The sequence below is a fragment of the Streptomyces tsukubensis genome (genome assembly GCF_003932715.1).
Lineage (GTDB): Bacteria > Actinomycetota > Actinomycetes > Streptomycetales > Streptomycetaceae > Streptomyces > Streptomyces tsukubensis.
Map to the genome: position 1 here is coordinate 4,005,190 of NZ_CP020700.1, position 17,613 is coordinate 4,022,802.

The 17,613-nt window shown below is 71.5% G+C and carries 13 protein-coding genes and 1 pseudogene; 5 read left to right on the forward strand and 9 right to left on the reverse strand.

Annotation, left to right across the window (positions count from 1 at the left end; translation table 11 throughout):
* Positions 1-36: 36 nt before the first annotated feature.
* Both B7R87_RS16225 and B7R87_RS16230 read left to right on the forward strand, forming a co-directional pair.
* Positions 37-1,011, forward strand: coding sequence for a DUF6457 domain-containing protein (locus B7R87_RS16225; protein ID WP_006348000.1), 975 nt, complete (start codon positions 37-39; stop codon positions 1,009-1,011).
* Positions 1,011-2,759 (forward strand): molybdopterin molybdotransferase MoeA, encoded by a 1,749-nt coding sequence (locus tag B7R87_RS16230; RefSeq protein WP_006347999.1) that lies wholly within the window; start codon positions 1,011-1,013, stop codon positions 2,757-2,759. The genes B7R87_RS16225 and B7R87_RS16230 overlap by 1 nt, the downstream gene beginning before the upstream one ends.
* Positions 2,760-2,855: 96 nt before the next feature.
* Here B7R87_RS16230 and B7R87_RS16235 read toward each other — a convergent pair whose 3' ends face one another.
* Positions 2,856-3,965 (reverse strand): potassium channel family protein, encoded by a 1,110-nt coding sequence (locus B7R87_RS16235; RefSeq protein WP_006347998.1) that lies wholly within the window; start codon positions 3,963-3,965, stop codon positions 2,856-2,858.
* Between the two features lie 157 nt (positions 3,966-4,122).
* Here B7R87_RS16235 and B7R87_RS16240 point away from each other — a divergent pair.
* Both B7R87_RS16240 and B7R87_RS16245 read left to right on the forward strand, forming a co-directional pair.
* Positions 4,123-4,788, forward strand: a pseudogene (locus B7R87_RS16240) (potassium channel family protein); the annotation flags it as partial.
* A gap of 56 nt (positions 4,789-4,844) precedes the next feature.
* The gene (locus tag B7R87_RS16245) at positions 4,845-5,837 is read left to right on the forward strand and encodes an NAD(P)H-quinone oxidoreductase (RefSeq protein WP_006347996.1); all 993 of its coding nucleotides are present in this window, start codon (positions 4,845-4,847) and stop codon (positions 5,835-5,837) included.
* A gap of 19 nt (positions 5,838-5,856) precedes the next feature.
* Here the strand turns inward: B7R87_RS16245 and B7R87_RS16250 are convergent, their stop codons facing one another.
* The 6 genes from B7R87_RS16250 to B7R87_RS16275 form a co-directional block, all read right to left on the reverse strand.
* On the reverse strand, positions 5,857-6,381 hold the full coding sequence (locus B7R87_RS16250; protein ID WP_006347995.1) for a DUF4231 domain-containing protein: 525 nt from the start codon (positions 6,379-6,381) through the stop codon (positions 5,857-5,859).
* A gap of 71 nt (positions 6,382-6,452) precedes the next feature.
* A complete protein-coding gene (locus B7R87_RS16255) occupies positions 6,453-7,568 on the reverse strand; it encodes a patatin-like phospholipase family protein (RefSeq protein WP_006347994.1) in 1,116 nt (371 codons plus the stop codon).
* Positions 7,565-8,557 (reverse strand): hypothetical protein, encoded by a 993-nt coding sequence (locus tag B7R87_RS16260; protein ID WP_006347993.1) that lies wholly within the window; start codon positions 8,555-8,557, stop codon positions 7,565-7,567. Before B7R87_RS16260 ends, B7R87_RS16255 begins: the two co-directional genes overlap by 4 nt.
* Entirely contained in the window at positions 8,554-9,297 is a 744-nt protein-coding gene (locus B7R87_RS16265; protein WP_006347992.1) for a hypothetical protein, read from the reverse strand. Before B7R87_RS16265 ends, B7R87_RS16260 begins: the two co-directional genes overlap by 4 nt.
* Positions 9,298-9,445: 148 nt before the next feature.
* Entirely contained in the window at positions 9,446-11,299 is a 1,854-nt protein-coding gene (locus B7R87_RS16270) for an Hsp70 family protein (RefSeq protein WP_006347991.1), read from the reverse strand.
* Between the two features lie 311 nt (positions 11,300-11,610).
* A complete protein-coding gene (locus B7R87_RS16275) occupies positions 11,611-12,855 on the reverse strand; it encodes an MFS transporter (RefSeq protein ID WP_006347990.1) in 1,245 nt (414 codons plus the stop codon).
* Between the two features lie 67 nt (positions 12,856-12,922).
* On the opposite strand from B7R87_RS16275, the gene B7R87_RS16280 reads away from it, so the two are divergent.
* Positions 12,923-13,900, forward strand: a complete 978-nt coding sequence (locus tag B7R87_RS16280) for a helix-turn-helix domain-containing protein (RefSeq protein WP_006347989.1) — start codon at positions 12,923-12,925, stop codon at positions 13,898-13,900.
* A gap of 79 nt (positions 13,901-13,979) precedes the next feature.
* Here B7R87_RS16280 and B7R87_RS16285 read toward each other — a convergent pair whose 3' ends face one another.
* Together B7R87_RS16285 and B7R87_RS16290 are read right to left on the reverse strand one after the other, a co-directional pair.
* Positions 13,980-14,522 (reverse strand): bacterial proteasome activator family protein, encoded by a 543-nt coding sequence (locus tag B7R87_RS16285; RefSeq protein ID WP_006347988.1) that lies wholly within the window; start codon positions 14,520-14,522, stop codon positions 13,980-13,982.
* A 236-nt stretch (positions 14,523-14,758) separates the two neighbouring features.
* Entirely contained in the window at positions 14,759-17,611 is a 2,853-nt protein-coding gene (locus B7R87_RS16290; RefSeq protein WP_006347987.1) for an ABC transporter permease family protein, read from the reverse strand.
* Between the last annotated feature and the right edge of the window lie 2 nt (positions 17,612-17,613).

Genomic DNA, 17,613 nt, shown 5'->3' on the forward strand with positions numbered 1-17,613 from the left:
GGTCCACTGCGGCGGGCGCGGATCATACTGCTGGGTATGACTGCGACCTCGGGCGAGTCCGTCCCGGCCGAGCCCGTTCCGTACGAGCCCGTTCCGTACGACGCCGTGGTGCTCGCCGGAGGGGCGGCGAAGCGACTCGGTGGTGCGGACAAGCCGGGCATCGGGGTGGGCGGCCGGGCGCTGCTCGACCGGGTGCTGACGGCCTGCGGGGAGGCGGGTCGGACGGTGGTCGTCGGTGGGCGGAGGCCCACCGCGCGGCCCGTCGTCTGGGCCCGTGAGGATCCTCCCGGCGGTGGCCCGCTCGCTGCTCTCGACGCCGGGATCCGGCGGCTCGACACCCCGCCGGACGGTGTCGTCGTGGTGCTCTCGGCGGATCTGCCGTTTCTCGACCCGGCGACCGTACGGCGGCTGGTGTCCGCCCTCGGTGGCGCGGGCGAAAGCGGCGGGCGGGAGGGCGTCGTCCTGACCGATACCGCAGGGCGGGACCAGTTCCTGGTGGCGGCGTACCGCGCGGAGCCGCTCCGCCGTGAACTGGCCCTGCTGGCGACCGAGTACGGTTCGCCGGCCGGACTGCCGCTGAAACTGCTGGTCCAGGAGTTGGACCCGGTCCGGATCGCGGCTGGGCCGTTCGCCGCTTTCGACTGCGACACCTGGGAGGACATCGCCGCCGCCAGGGCCCGGATCAGGGAGCATGGGGCCGTGCTGGAGGAATGGATTACCGCCGTCAAGGACGATCTCGGTATCGAGCTCGACGTGGACACCAATCTGCTGCTCGACCTGGCCCGGGACGCCGCCCACGGGGTGGCCAGGCCCGCCGCTCCGCTGACCACTTTCCTCGTGGGCTATGCGGCTGCTTCCGCGGGCGACGGCGGGCCCGAGGCGGTCGCAGCGGCCGTACGGAAGGCCACCGCGCTCGCCCGGCGCTGGGCGGAGGAGACACCCGGCCCCGACGGCCCCGACTCCCCTGTCGGCCCCGGTGGCGCGGGCGGTTCCGGCGGGGGCGGTGCGTGATGGGCGCAGGACGCAGCTCCGGACGCAGCCCCCGCCCGGACCAGGAGCAGGGACAGGGACAGGACCAGGGAGAGGACGACCGGGACTGGTGCGCCGACTGGGACCGTGTTTTTGACGTTTCCGATGTTTCCGATGTTTCCGACGTTCTCGACCGGGGTCCGGACGGCACCGGCCGTGTCCCGTCCCCCGGCCACTCCGGATCGCCTTCCGGGCCGGACGGCTCCGGCGGTGGCCCGTCCCCCGCGCCGGGGCACGACCCCGGCCGCGACCCGGACTCGGGTCCGAACTCCGGTCCGGGGGACCCTCCCGGGCCGGACCCCGAAGTGCCGTTCGTCGACTTCGCCGAGGGACTGGACGACGATCCCGTCCGGCCCCCGGACCGTAAACGGAGCACCGAGGGCACCGGGGCGGGCGCGCACGACGCTGTCGAGGACGCTCTCGCGCTCGTCGGACGGCGTACCGCCGTGCCGGACGGCCCACCGCCTGCTGCCGCTGCTCCGCCGCCGTCCCGGCCCGGCGGTACATCCTCCTCACGGCCTCGGGCCGTCCCCTGGCCCGAGGCCCGGAGACTGGCCGCCAGGACCGGCCGGGAGACCGCCCGCCGGACCGGCACCGACGGCGACCGGGTCCACCGGGCCCCGCTGGAACACTCCTTGGGGCTGGTGCTCGCGGAGGAACTGCCCGCCCTCTGCGATCTGCCCTCCTTCGACACCTCCGCCATGGACGGCTGGGCGGTGGCCGGACCCGGTCCCTGGACCGTCGACGGGGACGCCCCGGTGCTCGCCGGACGCGCCGACCCGCCCCCGCTGCCGGACGGCACCGCCGTACGGATCGCCACCGGCGCCCGGATTCCGCCGGAGACCACCGCGGTCATCCGCAGCGAGCACGCGCAGCTCGACCTCACGCGGCAACTGCTCTCCGCCGACCGTGCGGTCGTCCCCGGCCAGGACATCCGACCCCGGGCCCAGGAGTGCCGTACCGGCGAGCTTCTGCTGCCCGCCGGTGCACTGGTGACCCCCGCGGTCCTCGGACTCGCCGCCGCGGCCGGCTACGACGCCCTGGCCGTCGTCGCCCGTCCCACGGTGGAGGTCCTCGTCCTCGGCGACGAACTCCTCGACAAGGGGCTCCCCCGGGAAGGGCTGATCCGGGACGCTCTCGGCCCCATGACCGGCCCCTGGCTGCGGGCGCTCGGCGCCGAGGTCGTCGCCACCCGCCGGATCGGCGACGACGAGTCGGCGCTGCACCGAGCGGTGACCTCGTCCACCGCCGATCTGCTCGTCACCACGGGCGGTACGGCCGCCGGGCCCGTCGACCACGTCCACCCGGTCCTGCGGAAGGCAGGCGCCGAACTGCTCGTCGACGGAGTCGCCGTCCGCCCCGGGCACCCGATGCTGCTGGCCGGGCTTCCGGACGGGCAGGGCCCCCGCTGTGTCGTCGGACTGCCAGGCAACCCCCTTGCGGCCGTCTCCGCGCTGCTCACCCTGGCCGCCCCGCTGCTGCGGGGACTGGCCGGGCTGCCGGAGCCCGTCCCGTACACCGCGCCCGTACGGGACGAAGTGACCGGCCATCCCCGGGACACCCGCCTGGTCCCCGTGGTCGACCACGGCGAGGTGCTCGTGCCGCTGCGCTACAGCGGCCCCGCCATGCTGCGCGGTATCGCCGCGGCCGACGGTCTGGCTGTCGTCCCCCCGGGCGGGGCCCGCCCGGGGGACGAACTGGAGGTGCTGGACCTGCCGCTGGGCCGCTGAGGACAACGGCGGGGGCTGTGGGGGTGTTTCACGTGAAACACCCCCACAGCCCCCGCCCCGGGCAATGAACAAGGCCCTGAGAGAACCAACCAGGCCCTAGTAGTCGGTTTCCTCCCGGCTGATCGTGATCAGCCGGTCCCCGAACTGCAGCGTCGCCGACTCCGGGTCGGTGTAGTCCAGCATCCGCTTCCGCCGTACGACGGCGACCACCAGGTCCGTCGCCTCCCGGGGCGATCTGCCGATCTCGTCCTGGCGTACCGGGCGCTCCGTGAGGCTCAGCCCGCGGCCGTGCGTCATCAGGTCTTCCAGGGTGTCGGCGACATGGGGGCTGGCCGTCGACACCCCCAGCAGACGGCCCGCCGAGCTGGAGCTGGTGACCACGGTGTCCGCGCCGCTCTGCTTCAGCAGCGGGACGTTCTCGTCCTCGCGGACCGCGACCACGATCGCGGCCCGGCGGTTCAGCTGGCGGGCCGTCAGCGTGACCAGGGTCGCCGTATCGTCCCGCTGGAGCGAGACGATCACCCGGGTCGCCCGGTCCAGCTCCGCCTTCAGCAGGGTGCGGGAGCGGGTGGCATCGCCCTGGACGGCGACCAGACCGTCGTTGTTCGCCGCGTCGATCGCCTTCTGCTGGGGATCGACCACCACGATCTTCTCCTTGGGCATGCCCTGGCCCTTGAGAGTCTCGACGGCATGCCGGCCCTTGGTGCCGTAGCCGATGACGACGACGTGGTCCCGCATCTTGGAGCGCCAGCGGTGGACGCGGACCTGCTGGCGAGTGCGCTCGGTGAGCACCTCCAGGGTGGTGCCGACCAGGATGATCAGGAACACCACGCGCAGGGGCGTGATGACGAAGATATTGGTCAGCCGGGCGGCGTCGCTGACGGGGGCGATATCGCCGTAACCCGTGGTGGAGAGGGTGACGGTGGTGTAGTAGGCGGCGTCGAGCAGATCGACCTTGCCGTCGGCGTTGTCGTTGTAGCCCGCCCGGTCGAGCCACACGAGCAGGGTGGTGACGGTGAGCACCAGTATCGCCATCGCCAGACGGCGCAGTACCTGCTGGAGCGGTGGGACGGCGGCTGCCGCGGGCATGGTGATGAAGCGCCCGGCCTCGGCGTCCTCCCGGGCCTCCGCCCGGGGGCGGGACCAGATGGTCCGCAGGATCGGGAACCTTCCCTCCCTGGGAGGCGGATGCTCCTCGTCCTTCATCGGGTGTCTCCTCCGGCATTGGCCGTCGTGCGGGGCATGAGTGACCATGGTCGCGGATCCGTCCGGGTAAGTCTCGCCGGGTTCGATCGGTTGTGCCGGAGCCACCGGGAACGACGTACCGGGTATGTCGTACGGCGAGGTACCGGACGGGACTGGGAGGAGCAGGCCGGACATGCGCGATCACACGATCATCGTCGGCTTCGGAACGAAGGGCCGCTCGGCGTTGCAGACGCTGATGGCGACGGGGCTGAGGAAGGACCAGGTCATCGTCGTCGACCCCAGCGGCAAGGTCATCGAATCGGCCGCTGCCGAGGGCATCGAGGGGGTCGTCGGCGATGCGACCCGCAGCGGGGTCCTGCTCCGTGCCGAGGTCCAGCGGGCCCGCCAGATCGTCATCGCGGCGCAGCGCGACGACACGGCCGTCCTGGTGACGCTGACGGCCCGGCAGCTCAACCGCCAGGCCAAGATCGTGGCGGCGGTCCGGGAGGAGGAGAACGGCCCGCTGTTGCGCCAGTCGGGGGCCGATACGGTCATCACCAGCGCCAGCGCCGCCGGACGCCTGCTGGGGCTCTCCGTCCTCAGCACCAGTGCCGGGGCGGTGATGGAGGACCTGATCCACCAGGGCAGCGGTCTCGACCTGGTGGAGCGGCCGGTGATAAAGGCCGAGGTGGGGCGGAACGTACGGGACACCGACGATCTGGTGGTGAGCGTGCTGCGGGGACATCGGCTGATCGGGTACGACGACCCCGCCGCGAGCCCGCTCCAGTTGACGGACCGTGTGATCACGATCGTCCGGGCGGGGTCGGCCGAAAACGACGGGTAGCGGCCCCGGACGCCCGGAGCGGACCTGACGGGGGGTGCGGGAGTAGCCTCGCGGCCATGTACGCGATCACGATTCCGGAACCCGGCGGACCCGATGCGCTGCTCTGGGCCGAGGTGCCCGACCCCGTGCCCGGTGAGGGCGAGGTGCTCGTCGAGGTGGTGGCGAGCGGGGTCAACCGCGCGGATGTGCTCCAGCGGCAGGGCTTCTACGATCCTCCGCCGGGCGCCTCGCCGTATCCGGGCCTGGAGTGCGCGGGCCGGATCGTCGGGATCGGCCCGAGCGTGTCGGGCTGGACCCTCGGCGACGAAGTGTGCGCCCTGCTCGCGGGCGGCGGGTACGCGGAGAGGGTCGTGGTGCCGGCCGGGCAGGTGCTGCCGGTGCCGAAGGGCGTCGACCTGGCGGTCGCCGCCGCTCTGCCGGAGGTCGCCGCGACGGTCTGGTCGAACGTCTTCATGGTCGCCCAGCTGCGGCCCGGCGAGACCGTGCTGATCCACGGCGGGGCGAGCGGGATCGGCACGATGGCGATTCAGCTCGCGAAGGCGGTCGGGGCCCGGGTGGCGGTCACCGCGGGCGGCCCGGAGAAGCTGGCGCGCTGCGCCGAGCTGGGGGCGGACATCCTGATCGACTACCGGCAGCAGGACTTCGTCGACGAGCTGCGCCGGGCCACCAACGGCGACGGCGCGGACGTCGTCCTCGACATCATGGGCGCGAAGTACCTGGACCGGAACGTCCGCGCCCTGGCGGTCAACGGACGGCTCGCCGTGATTGGGCTCCAGGGCGGGGTGAAGGGCGAACTCAATCTGGCGACCCTGCTCGGAAAGCGGGCGGCGATCACCGCGACCTCGCTGCGGGCCCGGCCGCTCGACGAGAAGGCGGCCATCGTGGCGGCGGTACGGGAGCACGTCTGGCCGCTGGTCGAATCGGGCCGGGTCCGGGCGGTCGTCGACCGGGAGTTCCCGCTGCGGGACGCGTCGGCGGCCCATGAGGCGTTGGAGTCGGGGACGCACGTGGGCAAGCTGCTGCTCCGCACCGGAAGCCCGGGGGCCTAGGCACCGGGAGCGGGGCAGGTCAGGTGCCGGAGGCGGGGCGCTGAAGCTGAGGAGGTACCCCGACCGGGGAGGGGAGGTTCCTGAAGAAGCGCAGGGACTCCTCTTCCCGGATGTGGAGGACCTGGCCGATCAGGGTGTGGGCGGCCCCGGGGTCGGGCGGGCCGTCGCCGGACTCCTTGGCGGAGGCGTAGGCGGCATACGCACGGGTGAGATCGGTCTCCGTCTGGCGGAGCAGCACCCAGGAGGTGTCCCAGCGGTAGAACTCCTTGAGCGCGGTGCTGACCGCCACCAGACAGCCGACGCCGGAGATGACCACGCTCTTGTTCGGCAGGTCCAGGATGGTGAGCAGGGGCAGTGCCGCGGCGCTGAGGATGGTGACGACACCGCTGATCCGGTAGAAGCGCCGGTGCCAGCGGGCGCGACTGTCGTAGAAGCCGATCAGTTCGCGTACGTACGCCTCGGCGTTCGTGATGAAGTCGGCGCCCGTGTCGAGCAGGCGCGGCGTTCTGGAAGCCGGACGGCGGCGGTTGCCTGTCTCGTGCACGGTGTCTCCCGGGGCAGGTCAGAAGGGTCAGAGGGCCAGACGGCCAGAAGGGGCAGCCGGTCTGCCGTGCTTCACGGCGGTGGTGCCCCGGCGCGCATCCGTTGCAGGGCGGCCAGCATCGTGGATTCGGCGGCGGCGAGGGTCCTGCGGCCTTTCAGCAGCTTCTCGGTCTCGCCGAAGCGTGCGGCGGCGTCGCGGTAGCCGAGGGTCCGCAGTGCGCCGACGCGTTCGGGTGAGAACGACATGAGCCCGGTCAGCGGGCCGAGGGGACCGGGCGGGATGATCGGCACGCTGGGCCGGATGTCGATCCGGACGAGTCCGGTCACCGCGCCGGGCGCCACCCGGGCGTCGGGATGCAGATGCACGACAACGAGAACGTCGCAGTGTTCCTTCTCGGCGAAGGCCCGTACCGGGGTACGGTCCCCGCGGCCCAGCCCGCCGTCGAGATAGGCACAGCCGTCGACCACCCGCGTCGGAAAGACGAACGGCAGGGCGGCGCTGGCCAGCACCGCCTCCCGGACCTCCGGCGCTTCCAGATCGTTCAGCCGGATGATGTCGGCCCGGGCACCACCCATCCACCGGGCGAACTCCACCAGGTACCGCAGTCGCTCGGGCACCGCCTCCCGGTCCAGCAACGGATAGGCGGCGACCCACAGCGGCCGTCCGGCCCGGATGTGCTCGGGATCCACCGCCGCGTCGACCAGCTCTTCGAGGAGCGCCAGACGGCTCTTGAGGGCCGTCAGCCGCCGGTGGAACATCTTCAGCTGTTGCGCCGTGCTCTCCACGCCGACGCCCGCGGCGTCCAGTGGCAGGCCCCGGTCCTCGGACGGCGCGACGCCCATACGGGTGGAGAAGCGCTCCCAGAACGCGGCGAGCCGTGCGACACCGTCGAAGAGTGAGTCCTCGCTGGCCAGTACGGCACCGTTGAGGGCGCCGATGCTGGTTCCGGCGATGGCGGAGATCCGGGTGCCGCGCTCCGCCAGATAGTCCAGAACGCCCAGTTCATAGGCGCCTTTGGCGCCGCCGCCCGCCAGCACCAGCCCGATCCTCAGGGGGGTGAGCGGGCCCGACGGCACCGGGCGCCGGGCAGCGGGAACGGCCGGCGGGTCCTGCTGGGCAGGTAAAGGGCGCCTGGAGACCTCCAGCGCCTGCTGCGCGATGCGGTTGAAGTCCTCCTGTCCGGTCATGCGCTGCTCCCGAGTTCCCGCAGCCGAGAGCGGCGTGAATCCGCCTCCGCGAACTGCTCCCTGATGATCTGCCGTACCAGTTCCTCGGCGCTCAGGCTCGGGGCGACGTAGTCCGAGCCGTTCCCGGTGGCGGTGCGCAGTGCCGCTTCCGCGGCGGCGTCCGGATCGACGCCCTCCACCGTGGTCGCCAGCGCCGTCTTCCGCAGCGCGGAGCTCAAGGGGCCACGGGTTCCGGTCAGTGCCTCGGGGACGCCTTCGCCCAGCAGCTCGGCGACCATGATCCGGTTTTCGTCGCCGGGGAGCGTGCGGGTCGATTCGGCCAGCAGGCCCGCGATCGGTCTGATGCCGTCGTACCACGGCTCCGGCGGGTCCTGGAGCATCCGCTCGGCCAGTTCGTACTCGACACCGGCTCCGGGCTTCGATGCGGCGTACTCCCCCGCGGGGCCGCCCGCCACCTCCCGGGCCAGCAGCATCGCCCCGGCCAACCGGCCCAGGTTCGGGTCGGGTCGCGGATGCCGCCACCGGCGCACCGCGCGGTCGACGGCCAGTGTGCTCTCCACCCGGCGCAGCCGCTCGTCTTGTTCGGCGAGGCCCCGACCGGTCTGCTCGGCGAGCTTCGCCAGCGCGATTCCCAGGTCCCGGACTCCGCCTTCGGCCCACTGGAGCCGGGCGTCGAGCCGGTCCACGCGGTGGTTCACCCGGGTCACCTCGTCGGTGACCTCGGCAACCACGAGGTCGGTGGCCGCGAGCCGGTCGGTGAGTTCGGAGATCCACGCCAGGGTGCCGCGCTGGGCACCGACCAGGGCGCCGGTGACCGCGAGGTCCCGCCGCCGGCTGTGCCCGGTGACCTGGGCGAGCAGCCGGGCGAAGAAGCCCTCGCGGGCCCTGGCCCGCGTCAGATCGTCCGCGGTGTGCAGGTCGTTGAGCAGCTCCAGCAGCAGCCGGTCGTCGACGAGCGGGACGCCGCGGGCGATGTCCGGCAGCTTCACCGGCCGGTTCCCGGGGCGGGCGGCGGGGCGACGAAGACGACGGGCTTGGTGAGAGTCTGCGGCCGGGCGCCCCGCATGACGTACGAGGGTGCGATCAGGAACTCCGGGCGTGCCCCGGGGGCCGGTTTGACGGGCCATGGTTCGTAGTCGTCCGCGGAGAGAGCGGTCACGTCGACCGGGGAGTCCAGCTCTCCGGTGATCGGCAGACCCACGACGGCGTCGCGCAGTCTCGCTGCCTTGCCGAAGGTCGTGGGGAAACCGGTCCGGAAGCCGGAAGTGTCGGTCGCCAGGTTCAGCTCTCTCAGTTCGGCGACGATCTGCTCCGGCTTTCCGGACATCGGCTGGTCGAGCGGTTCGAAGAGCAGCGCCACGAGCTTGCGGGCGATCTCCGCCCGGCGCCGCGCCAGTGCCGTATCGTCCTCGCCGGTCTGCTGCGGGCAGAGCAGTTTCACCAGGTACCGCACGTCCTGCTGCACCAGCCCGCTGTAGCTCTGGGCGAGTTCCAGGTGGCGGCGGTGGATGTCGGAGGTGGTGTGACCGCTGTCGATCGCATTGCGGACCCCCTGGTTGCGCAGGGCGTCCAGGATCAGTTGGACGTCGCGGGCGACCGCATCGAGGCGCTTGTTCAGGTCCGCTACGGCGCGGAGGACCACCGTCTGATGCTCCGCCATCCTCGATGTGAGGTGATCGGTCTGCTGCCGGAGATCGGCGGCGACCTCGTTGAGCAGCCAGTCGTTCACGGCTTCGAGGTCGCTCTGCGATACGGCGTTCCCCTGCAGAGAATATGGTCCCTCTTTATCGCTTTTACCGAAAAGCCCCATGCTGGACCCCGTTGGCTCGCCCTGCTCTTCGTCTTGGTAGGTGCCGAAACCGTCGTTCTGCATGGGATCAGCCGCCCGTCCGGCCACGACGTCCGTACAGCTCGGAGAACTCGATGGTCGCTCTGAGGCGTACACCGCCCTGCCGGTCCTGGGTCTCGACGGCTATCTCGGTGCCGCCGAAGGCGTAGTAGATGTCGAGTTTCCGCTTGTCCATGCGCGTTCCCACCGATCCGCTCACGTCCGCAGTCACGGTGCCGATCCGCTCGCAGCCCGCCTCGGTCGTGTACTGCGGGTCGTCGCTGTAGGTCGCGAACAGTCCGAGTTTGAAGCGGACCTCGGTCGACGGCACTCGCATCTCGTGGTTCCTCGTCTCACCGACCGTCACTTGAGCGCCGCGTTCGACCACGACACGGAATCGGTCGCTGCACATCTCTTCGCCCAGCTCGTTGCGGAAGTGCTTACCCGCCGGGTCGACTCCCTCGCGGAAGGGCATCGCGCACTCGTAGCCGTACGTGTACTTCGAGCGGCGGCCCCAGATGACGGCGGGGTCGTAGGCGAAGTGCACGGCGCCGCCGAGGACCGCGGACGCCGGATCGCGCGGCATCACCACCTTCACCTTGCCGCCGAACCGCTGGGCGATCCGGTCGCGCAGATAGGTGGAGCGGGAGAAGCCGCCGACCACGACGATCTGGTCCACGCCGGTCCTGGGGCCGTTGTCGACCACGATCCGGCGCTGTTCTTCGATCGTCTCCAGAATGGGCCCGACCACCGTTTCATGGAGGTCGACGATCTCGTCCGGGGTGATGACGATCTGGTACGGCTCCCCGTAGGCCAGCTCGGTCAGCCGCTCCTTCACGGGCGGGGACAGGGCCTCCCAGAGCCGTCCATGCACGTCCAGGGTGCACGGCAGGGTGAAGGTCGGTGAACCGTCGGCTCCGGTCTCGGAGGTCAGGCCGACCTTCGACCTCTCCCAGTGGTCCTCCAGCGCGGCGATCTCCCGCGGACGGGAGACGAGCAGCTTCTCCAGCTCTTCGGCCCCGAAGCGCTTCGCGAGCACCTCGGTCACGAAATGCCGGTTGATGTAAGCGGATCCCAGGCGTCCGCCGTCGGCGATGCCGATCTCGGCCAGCCGGTCGTCACCGACGCCTTCCGGGCGGATCTGGTAGCTGGTGATGTCGACGGTGCCGCCGCCGCAGTCGACCACCATGAAGCGGCTGCCGTCCGTCCCGACGTCGAGACGTCCTTCCGGCCGGCTGGTTTCCAGCAGGGTGCCGGGAGTGAGCGCGCAGTACACGGCTGCCGCCTCCGGTTCGCCGACGAGGAGGAGCCGTTCCTCGTCCGCGGGGATACCGGCGGCGGCCGCGGCATCGCGCATCACCTGCTTCTCGTGGTCCTTCCAGATCGCGGGCACGGTGATGCACCACCGGATGTCGTCGGCGCTGAAGCCGAGACCTCCGTAGTTGGTCGCTTCGATGTCCTTGAGAGCCGTGGTGTACAGATGGCGGAGGTAGGCGGCGATCAGCGCGGGCACTACCGAGGCGGGGTCGCCGGCCTCGGCCAGATTGCCGACGAAGCGCGGCACATCGGCCGGTGGGGCGTCGGCCCGCAGCGCCATCTTGAACCGGGTGGCGTATCCGTATCCGTTCGGGTTGTTGCGGCTGTTCTCGACCTGCCAGAGCTTGTCGGCCTCGTACCCGAACGCCTTCGCGTCACCGTGCACATCCACCAGGACGGACGTCAGATCCTTCGGATAGGAGATGCCGCGCTCTTCCTTGAAGGTCTGGTAGGCGATGCGGCGGTTTTCCGAGAGGTCTTGCAGATCCTGCACCGTGGCCCAGGCGAACCCGGAACCGTGGGTCCCGAAGTCGATCGCCACGACGACCTTGGCCACAAACGGCTTGCGCTGCTCCGGCTTGCCCATGATCCCCCTCCCGCGCGGGCGGCGCCGACGGACCCCACACCCGTCTGTCCCGGGACCGCGTCGCGAAAAACGATCAACGCAGCCCGAAGCGCCGCACCGGCGTGCTTATGCGTTCTTCTGCCCGACGTTATCCGAGTGCGGGGAAAAGTGTGTGCCCCTTTCTCAGCCTCTGGAAAGGTTCCGGTGGCACATCATTGATGCCCATCCGGCTCAGAAGTCACAGGAGAATCAGAGGTCAAGGGTTTCCGGGATAAAAGTGCTGATGGGGTGCCGGGAAATTCGCTGTATACGGTCGGGAATTCTCCCTCCGCTCACTGCTCCGCGACGGTGGATCTGCCGTCGGCGCCGGCCGGATCCGGCCCCACGGCCGGACGCGGCCCGGGGACGGCCGTCGGCCCCTTTCCCTGTCCCCCCACTGCCGCCAGCGTCAGGGTCACACCCACCGAAGCGGCCGCCATCAGCGACATCGCCGTGGCCGGAGAGGTCAGTTGGGCCAGGGTGCCCGCCAGCAGGGCGCCGAGGCCCTGGCAGCCCGCCATGCCGGTGCCGTGCAGTCCGAGGGCCTGGCCGGTGAGTGCGTCGGGGGTGAGGGAGAGCAGGCGTTCCTGGAGGATCAGGCTCGCCGCGTAGCCGACGGAGGCGACCGTGACGGCGACGGCGGCCGGTACGACGCCGGGCCGCAGCACGAAGAACAGATAGGGGATCGCCAGCAGCAGCCGCAGCGGGACCACCAGCCGGGAGCGGACCGCGGGCGGCACCAGCCGGCCCACCAGCAGATCGCCCGCGAACATGCCCAGCGCCGCGCACGCGTACAGCGTTCCGGCGTCCCCGGGGGCGTACGAGATGTACAGCGAAGCACTGCCGACCACCAGCCCGTTGGGGAGCCACAGCCCCAGATACGTCAGTCGGCGGGGGCGCGACGACCACAGCCGGGCGTTGCTGCGCCAAGAGGCCGAGGGCGACGGGCGGCCGGACGAGCGCGCCGGGCGGGCCGTGAGGCCGAGGCGGGTGACGAGGGCGCTCAGCAGGTGCAGTGCCACCGCGAGGAGCAGGCAGCTCTGCGGGGACAGGAGCGTGAGCAGGGCGCCGCCCGCCGCGAACCCGCCCACCTGCATCAGGCCCCAGAGCATGTTGTAGACCGAACGGCCCAGTACGTAACCGTCCTTGGACAGGATCTCGTTCAGCAGCCCCCCGCGGGCGCCCCCGCCCAGGGAGGCGACCAGGCCCTGGAGGAGGACGACGGCGAAGACCGCCGCGACCGGCAGACCGGGCAGCGCCGGAATCGCCGTGACAGCGGCGAACGCGAGGGCGAGGGTGGTCAGGAGCGCCCGCGGCGGCAGCCGGTCGGAGGCCGAGAGCAGGAAGGCGGCTCCCAGCAACTGCGCGAGCTGCGGCCCGAACATGCTGAGCGCCGAAAGGAGCGGGGAGCCGGTGGCCCGGAACACCAGCGTTCCAAGGGCCAGGCCGCCGATGGTGTGGGCCGCGCCGGAGGCGCCGAAGGAGAGCAGGAACGGGGTGAATTCGGGGGTCCGGAACAGGGTGCGGTAGCTGCGCATGCACCGCAGTCTCCGAACTCCGGGAGGCTCTGTTGAATGTTTCGCCGGTACACGAAAGGTCGTACGCATGGGCTTGTGGCAGATCGGCATCGACACCCTCGCCTCCAGCCGGTTTGCGCTGTCACCGTTCGCCGAGACCTTCGCGAGCCTGCGCCTGCTGCATACGGGGAGCGGCGCCCATCCGGGCGAAAGGGCCTGGCTGCGGGCGCAGCTGCCCGGCTACCGGGCCCGTCTGGCGGCCGATCCGGTGGCGGCGCCGCTTGTCCGGGCGGCCTTCGGCACCTCGTGGAACGCCGACTTCCTCTGCCCCGCGCCGGGCGCCGGGGAGGACTTCGAGGAGACCGTGGCCCGGGTGCGTGCGGCCGGGCCCGGCAAGGCGCGGGACGATCTCCGGGTGTCCCTCCGGGGTCCGCTTCCCGCCGCCCTGGACCGGGACGATCTGCCCGAGCGGGCGGCCGCGCTTCTGACGTATGTGTGGGAGGCGGCCGTACGGCCCCACTGGGAGCGCCGGAGACGCGTCCTGGAGGCCGATGTGGCCGCGCGGACCGCGCAGGTGAGCCGGGGCGGCTGGGCGGCCGTGCTGGACTCGCTGAGACCGGGGACGCGATGGCTCGGGGAGAGCGGCTTCCAGGTCAATCCGTGGCCGTACCCGCCGCGGGAGATCCCCGCGGGGGCCGAGCTGCTGTTCACTCCGGTGACCCCGAGGACCGGATGGGTGGCGTGGCAGGAGCGCGAGCGGTACGCGGTCTTCTACCCCTGTCTCGGGGTGCTCGCCGAGGACCACCACCGGCGCCCCGTCCCGACCGGGCTCGGGACGCTCGTCGGCAGCGCCCGGGCCGGAGTGCTGGCGCTGCTCGGAACCCCCTTGAGCACGACCCAGCTGACGGCCCTGACCGGGCAGGGGCTGGGGTCGGTGGGCCGGCATCTCCGGGTGCTGCTGGACGCGGGGCTGGTGGAGCGGCGCCGGGCCGGACGATCGGTGCTGTACGTCCGCACGGCGGCCGGGGAGGTGCTGGTGGCGGCCTCGGGCCCGGGGACTGGCTGAAGCCGTTCGACGGTGGAGCGACGGCCCGCGGCGGGGGCCCGGGACGATCCGGGCCCCTGCCGCCGCGGGCCGGGACGGTCTACAGATACGGGCCCGAGCGCAGGGCGCCGTGGGCCGGGTCGTCGTCGTGCGGGGCGCCGGGAGGCAGGGCGCGGCGCATCTGCTCCAACTGGGCCCGGGCCGCCATCTGCTGGGCGAACAGGGCCGTCTGAATACCGTGGAACAGCCCCTCCAGCCAGCCCACCAACTGGGCCTGGGCGATCCGCAGCTCGGCCTCCGAGGGCACGGCCTCATTGGTGAACGGCAGGGAGAGCCGCTCCAACTCCTCGACCAGCTCGGGCGCGAGACCGTCCTCCAGCTCCTTCACGGAGCTGGCGTGGATCTCCTTCAGCCGTACCCGGCTCGCCTCGTCGAGAGGAGCCGCCCTCACTTCCTCCAGCAGCTGCTTGATCATGCTGCCGATCCGCATGACCTTGGCCGGCTGTTCCACCATGTCCGTCACGGGGACCTCACGAGACTCGTCGTCGCCGTTACCGTCACCGCCGCCGAGAGCCATGCCGTCCTGCCCCACGACGAGGACGTGGGGACTCTCCTGCGAGCGTTCGTTCCTCGGCATATCCATGCCGCCATTCTCGCGCACCCGCGCGTCATCACGCGGTGTGCCCCCGGGCGGGAGTGATCACTCCCGCCCGGGGGCACGAATGCGCAGGTGGCCGCCGTGCCGTCCGGTCCGGGCCCCTGGAAAGGAGCCGCGGACCGGAGTCACTCCGGGTCTACCGGAGGGCCCGCTTCCGTCACCGCGGCCGGACCGGGCGCCGTCGCATCACGCCGCCCCGCTCCGGAGCTCCGCCGGTTCCGTCACGTCGTCTCGCGGCGGGCCAGCGCCCCCCGCGAACGGGTCATCAGCGCCGCCAGCAGCACCGCGCCCAGCGGGACGACGACCAGCAGGGCCCCGAGGGTCTCCCACGGCATGATGATCGGGACGTACGGGGCGGGCATCTCGTACCCGCTGTTCAGCGCGTCCTCGTACCAGGACTGTTCGTCCCGGCGCTCGGTGAGCAGCAGCCCGACCGCGGGCAGCACACCCGCCGCGGTCCCCAGCACCACACCCATCGTGGCGACCACCCCGCACTGGAATCCGCTGAGGGTCCTGCGCACCCGCGGCGGGGCACCCACCGCGGCCAGCGTCTTCAGATCGGCCTCGGCATCGGCCTGGGAGAGACCCGTGGCGATACCGGCCGCACCGATGGTGATCAGCGCGGCGAAGGCGGCCAGCGCCACCAGCACGATGCTGGTGTCGGACTCGTAGCCCTTCTCGACGGAGAGGCTGATGCTGGTCCCGATCCGGGAGAGCTCGTCCTCCAGCTTCTGCAGGTCCTTGTCGGCGACCCCGCCGTCCGTGAGGACGTAGGAGCCGTACGGCACGGCCTTCATCGCGCCCGCGGACTTCAGCGCGGCGGGCGGGAGCACGGTCTGGAAGCCCCAGGCGTTCACATCGCCGGTCACCTCGTGCACCGGGAAGGACTTGATGACGCCGGGCTCCTCCTTGCCGGTCTCCAGAGCCTTGTCGGCGGCCTTGATATCGGTCACGACCTTGATGTTGACCGTGCCGCCGTCGCCGACGTGCTGCTTCTTGAAGGTGATGGCCTTGCCGGACTTCAGGGCCTGCTCCGCCGCCGGGTTCTTGATGCCCAGAACCTTCAGCAGCTTCTCGTCCGCGACGACCACCTCGCCCTGGTACGGGCCCTGTTCGTTCTTGCAGCGCCAGTCCTTGGCCAGGGCGCGCCGCTGCTCGACGGTGAACCTGGCCGCCGGGTCCTCCCCGTTGGGCACGGCCCCGTCCGAGTACAGCGGACACTTCTTGGCCTGCGGAATCATCAGTACGTACCGGCCGCAGGCCGGGTCGTCGTCGTACATGGCGCAGGTGGACTTCCCGACGACGAGCCGGTCCACATCGGCCCGGACCCCGACCGGGATGGTCCGCTGGACCGCGGTGCGGATCGCGGGTACGTCACGGCTGTTCTCGTCGGTGACGATGACCGATCCGTGCGGGGCCTGCGCGGTGTACGCCGCCTTCTGCTGGGCCTCGTCGCTCGCGGCGTAGGTGGCCACCGCCACGGTGCCCGCGACGGCCGCCAGGACCGCCGCCACCGCCGGGGCCGTACGGCCGCGGTTGCGGACCGCGTCCCGCAGGGCCAGCCGCGGCGACAGCGGCAGAAAGCCGCCGAGCCGCCCGAAGAGCCCGACCAGGACCGGGGTGAGCGCCACGATGCCCAGCTCGGCGATGATCGCGCCGGCACCGACGATCACAAAGCTTTCGAGCATCAGCGAGCCGGCCAGGGCGATGGTGGCGCCGAGGGCCACCGCGATCAGCCCGATCACCGGCAGGACCCGGCTGCTGCGCCGGATACCGCGGCGTCCGGTCAGCGACGACAGGACGGACTGACGGGACGAGGTGACGGCGGGGACGAGCGCCGCCATCGTGCCGGTGAACACCGCCAGCAGGGCGATGCCGAGCAGCTCCAGCGGCCGGGCGTCGAAGGCGCCGAACCGCGCATCCATCATCTCCTCGAAGGTGCCCTGCAGCGTGATGCTGAGGACCACGCCCAGGGTGGTGCCGATCACCGCGGCCGCCGCGCCGAGCACCAGACCGCCGGCGAGCACGATGGCGCGGATATGGCTGCGCTCACCGCCGTTGGCGCCGACCAGGCCGAGCTGCCGGCGGGAGCGCCGGGCGCCCACGGCGAAGGCCGGTCCGGCCAGCAGACAGATCTCCAGCAGCGCCAGGCTGACGACGGTGGCCAGAGCGGTCAGCTCTTCGGCCTGGAAGCCCGGGCCGTCCATCGAGTACTTGGTGAAGCCGGGCTTCTGGTAGAGCGGGACCTCGGAGTCCGCGGGCTTGGAGAGAGTCACCGCACGGGAGTCGACGATGACGCCCCTGGTGTTGGTCTCCTTCACCATGTTCCACGTGAAACCACCCTCGACGGCCGCCAGATAGGTCGTCGAGCCGTAGTCGGTTCCCAGCTCCGCCTTCTTCAGCGCCTCGTTGAGCGGCTTGATGAAAGCGCCCGGCAGGGCGTTGATCTGGTCCGTCTTCAGACTGCTGGGCAGTTCGTAGGCACCGGTGATCCGGTACTCGCGGTCCAGGTGGCGCGCGGTCAGCTTGCCGCCCACCTTCAGACCGCTCTTCTTCAGGAACGCGGTCGTCGCGGCGACCTCGCCCTCCTGTGCGGGGAACCGGCCCTCGGTGAGGTCCATGATCCCCGCGGCCATCGGGTCCGTCGCCTTCAGCTCACGGACCTCGGTGGCCAGCAGTCCGTGTTCCGTCTCCAGCTTCGCCCGGCCGACGGTGTCCGGCAGCAGCCGGGCGTTCTTGGGGGCCGCCTTGCGGACGTCCGTCGGGCCCTCGGGGTACGGCTCGTTCTCCTTGAGCACCCTCGCGGGCTCGTAGAGCCGGGCGTCGGGGGCCTGGAAGATGGCCTCGCCACCCATGCTCGGGCTGCTGAGCCGGGCGTCCGCCGCGCCCATCTCGCGCTCCAGCGTCTCCGTCGTGGAGAGTTCGGCGCTGCGGAGGGTCAGATCGGCGGCGCTGACACCCATGATCGGCAGGGCGATCATCGCCAGGACGAGGAAGCTGCGTCCCTTGGAGCGCCAGGCGTCGCGGCGGGCGATACGGAGCGCGGCCCGCCAGGAGTGGAACCATTTCTTCACAG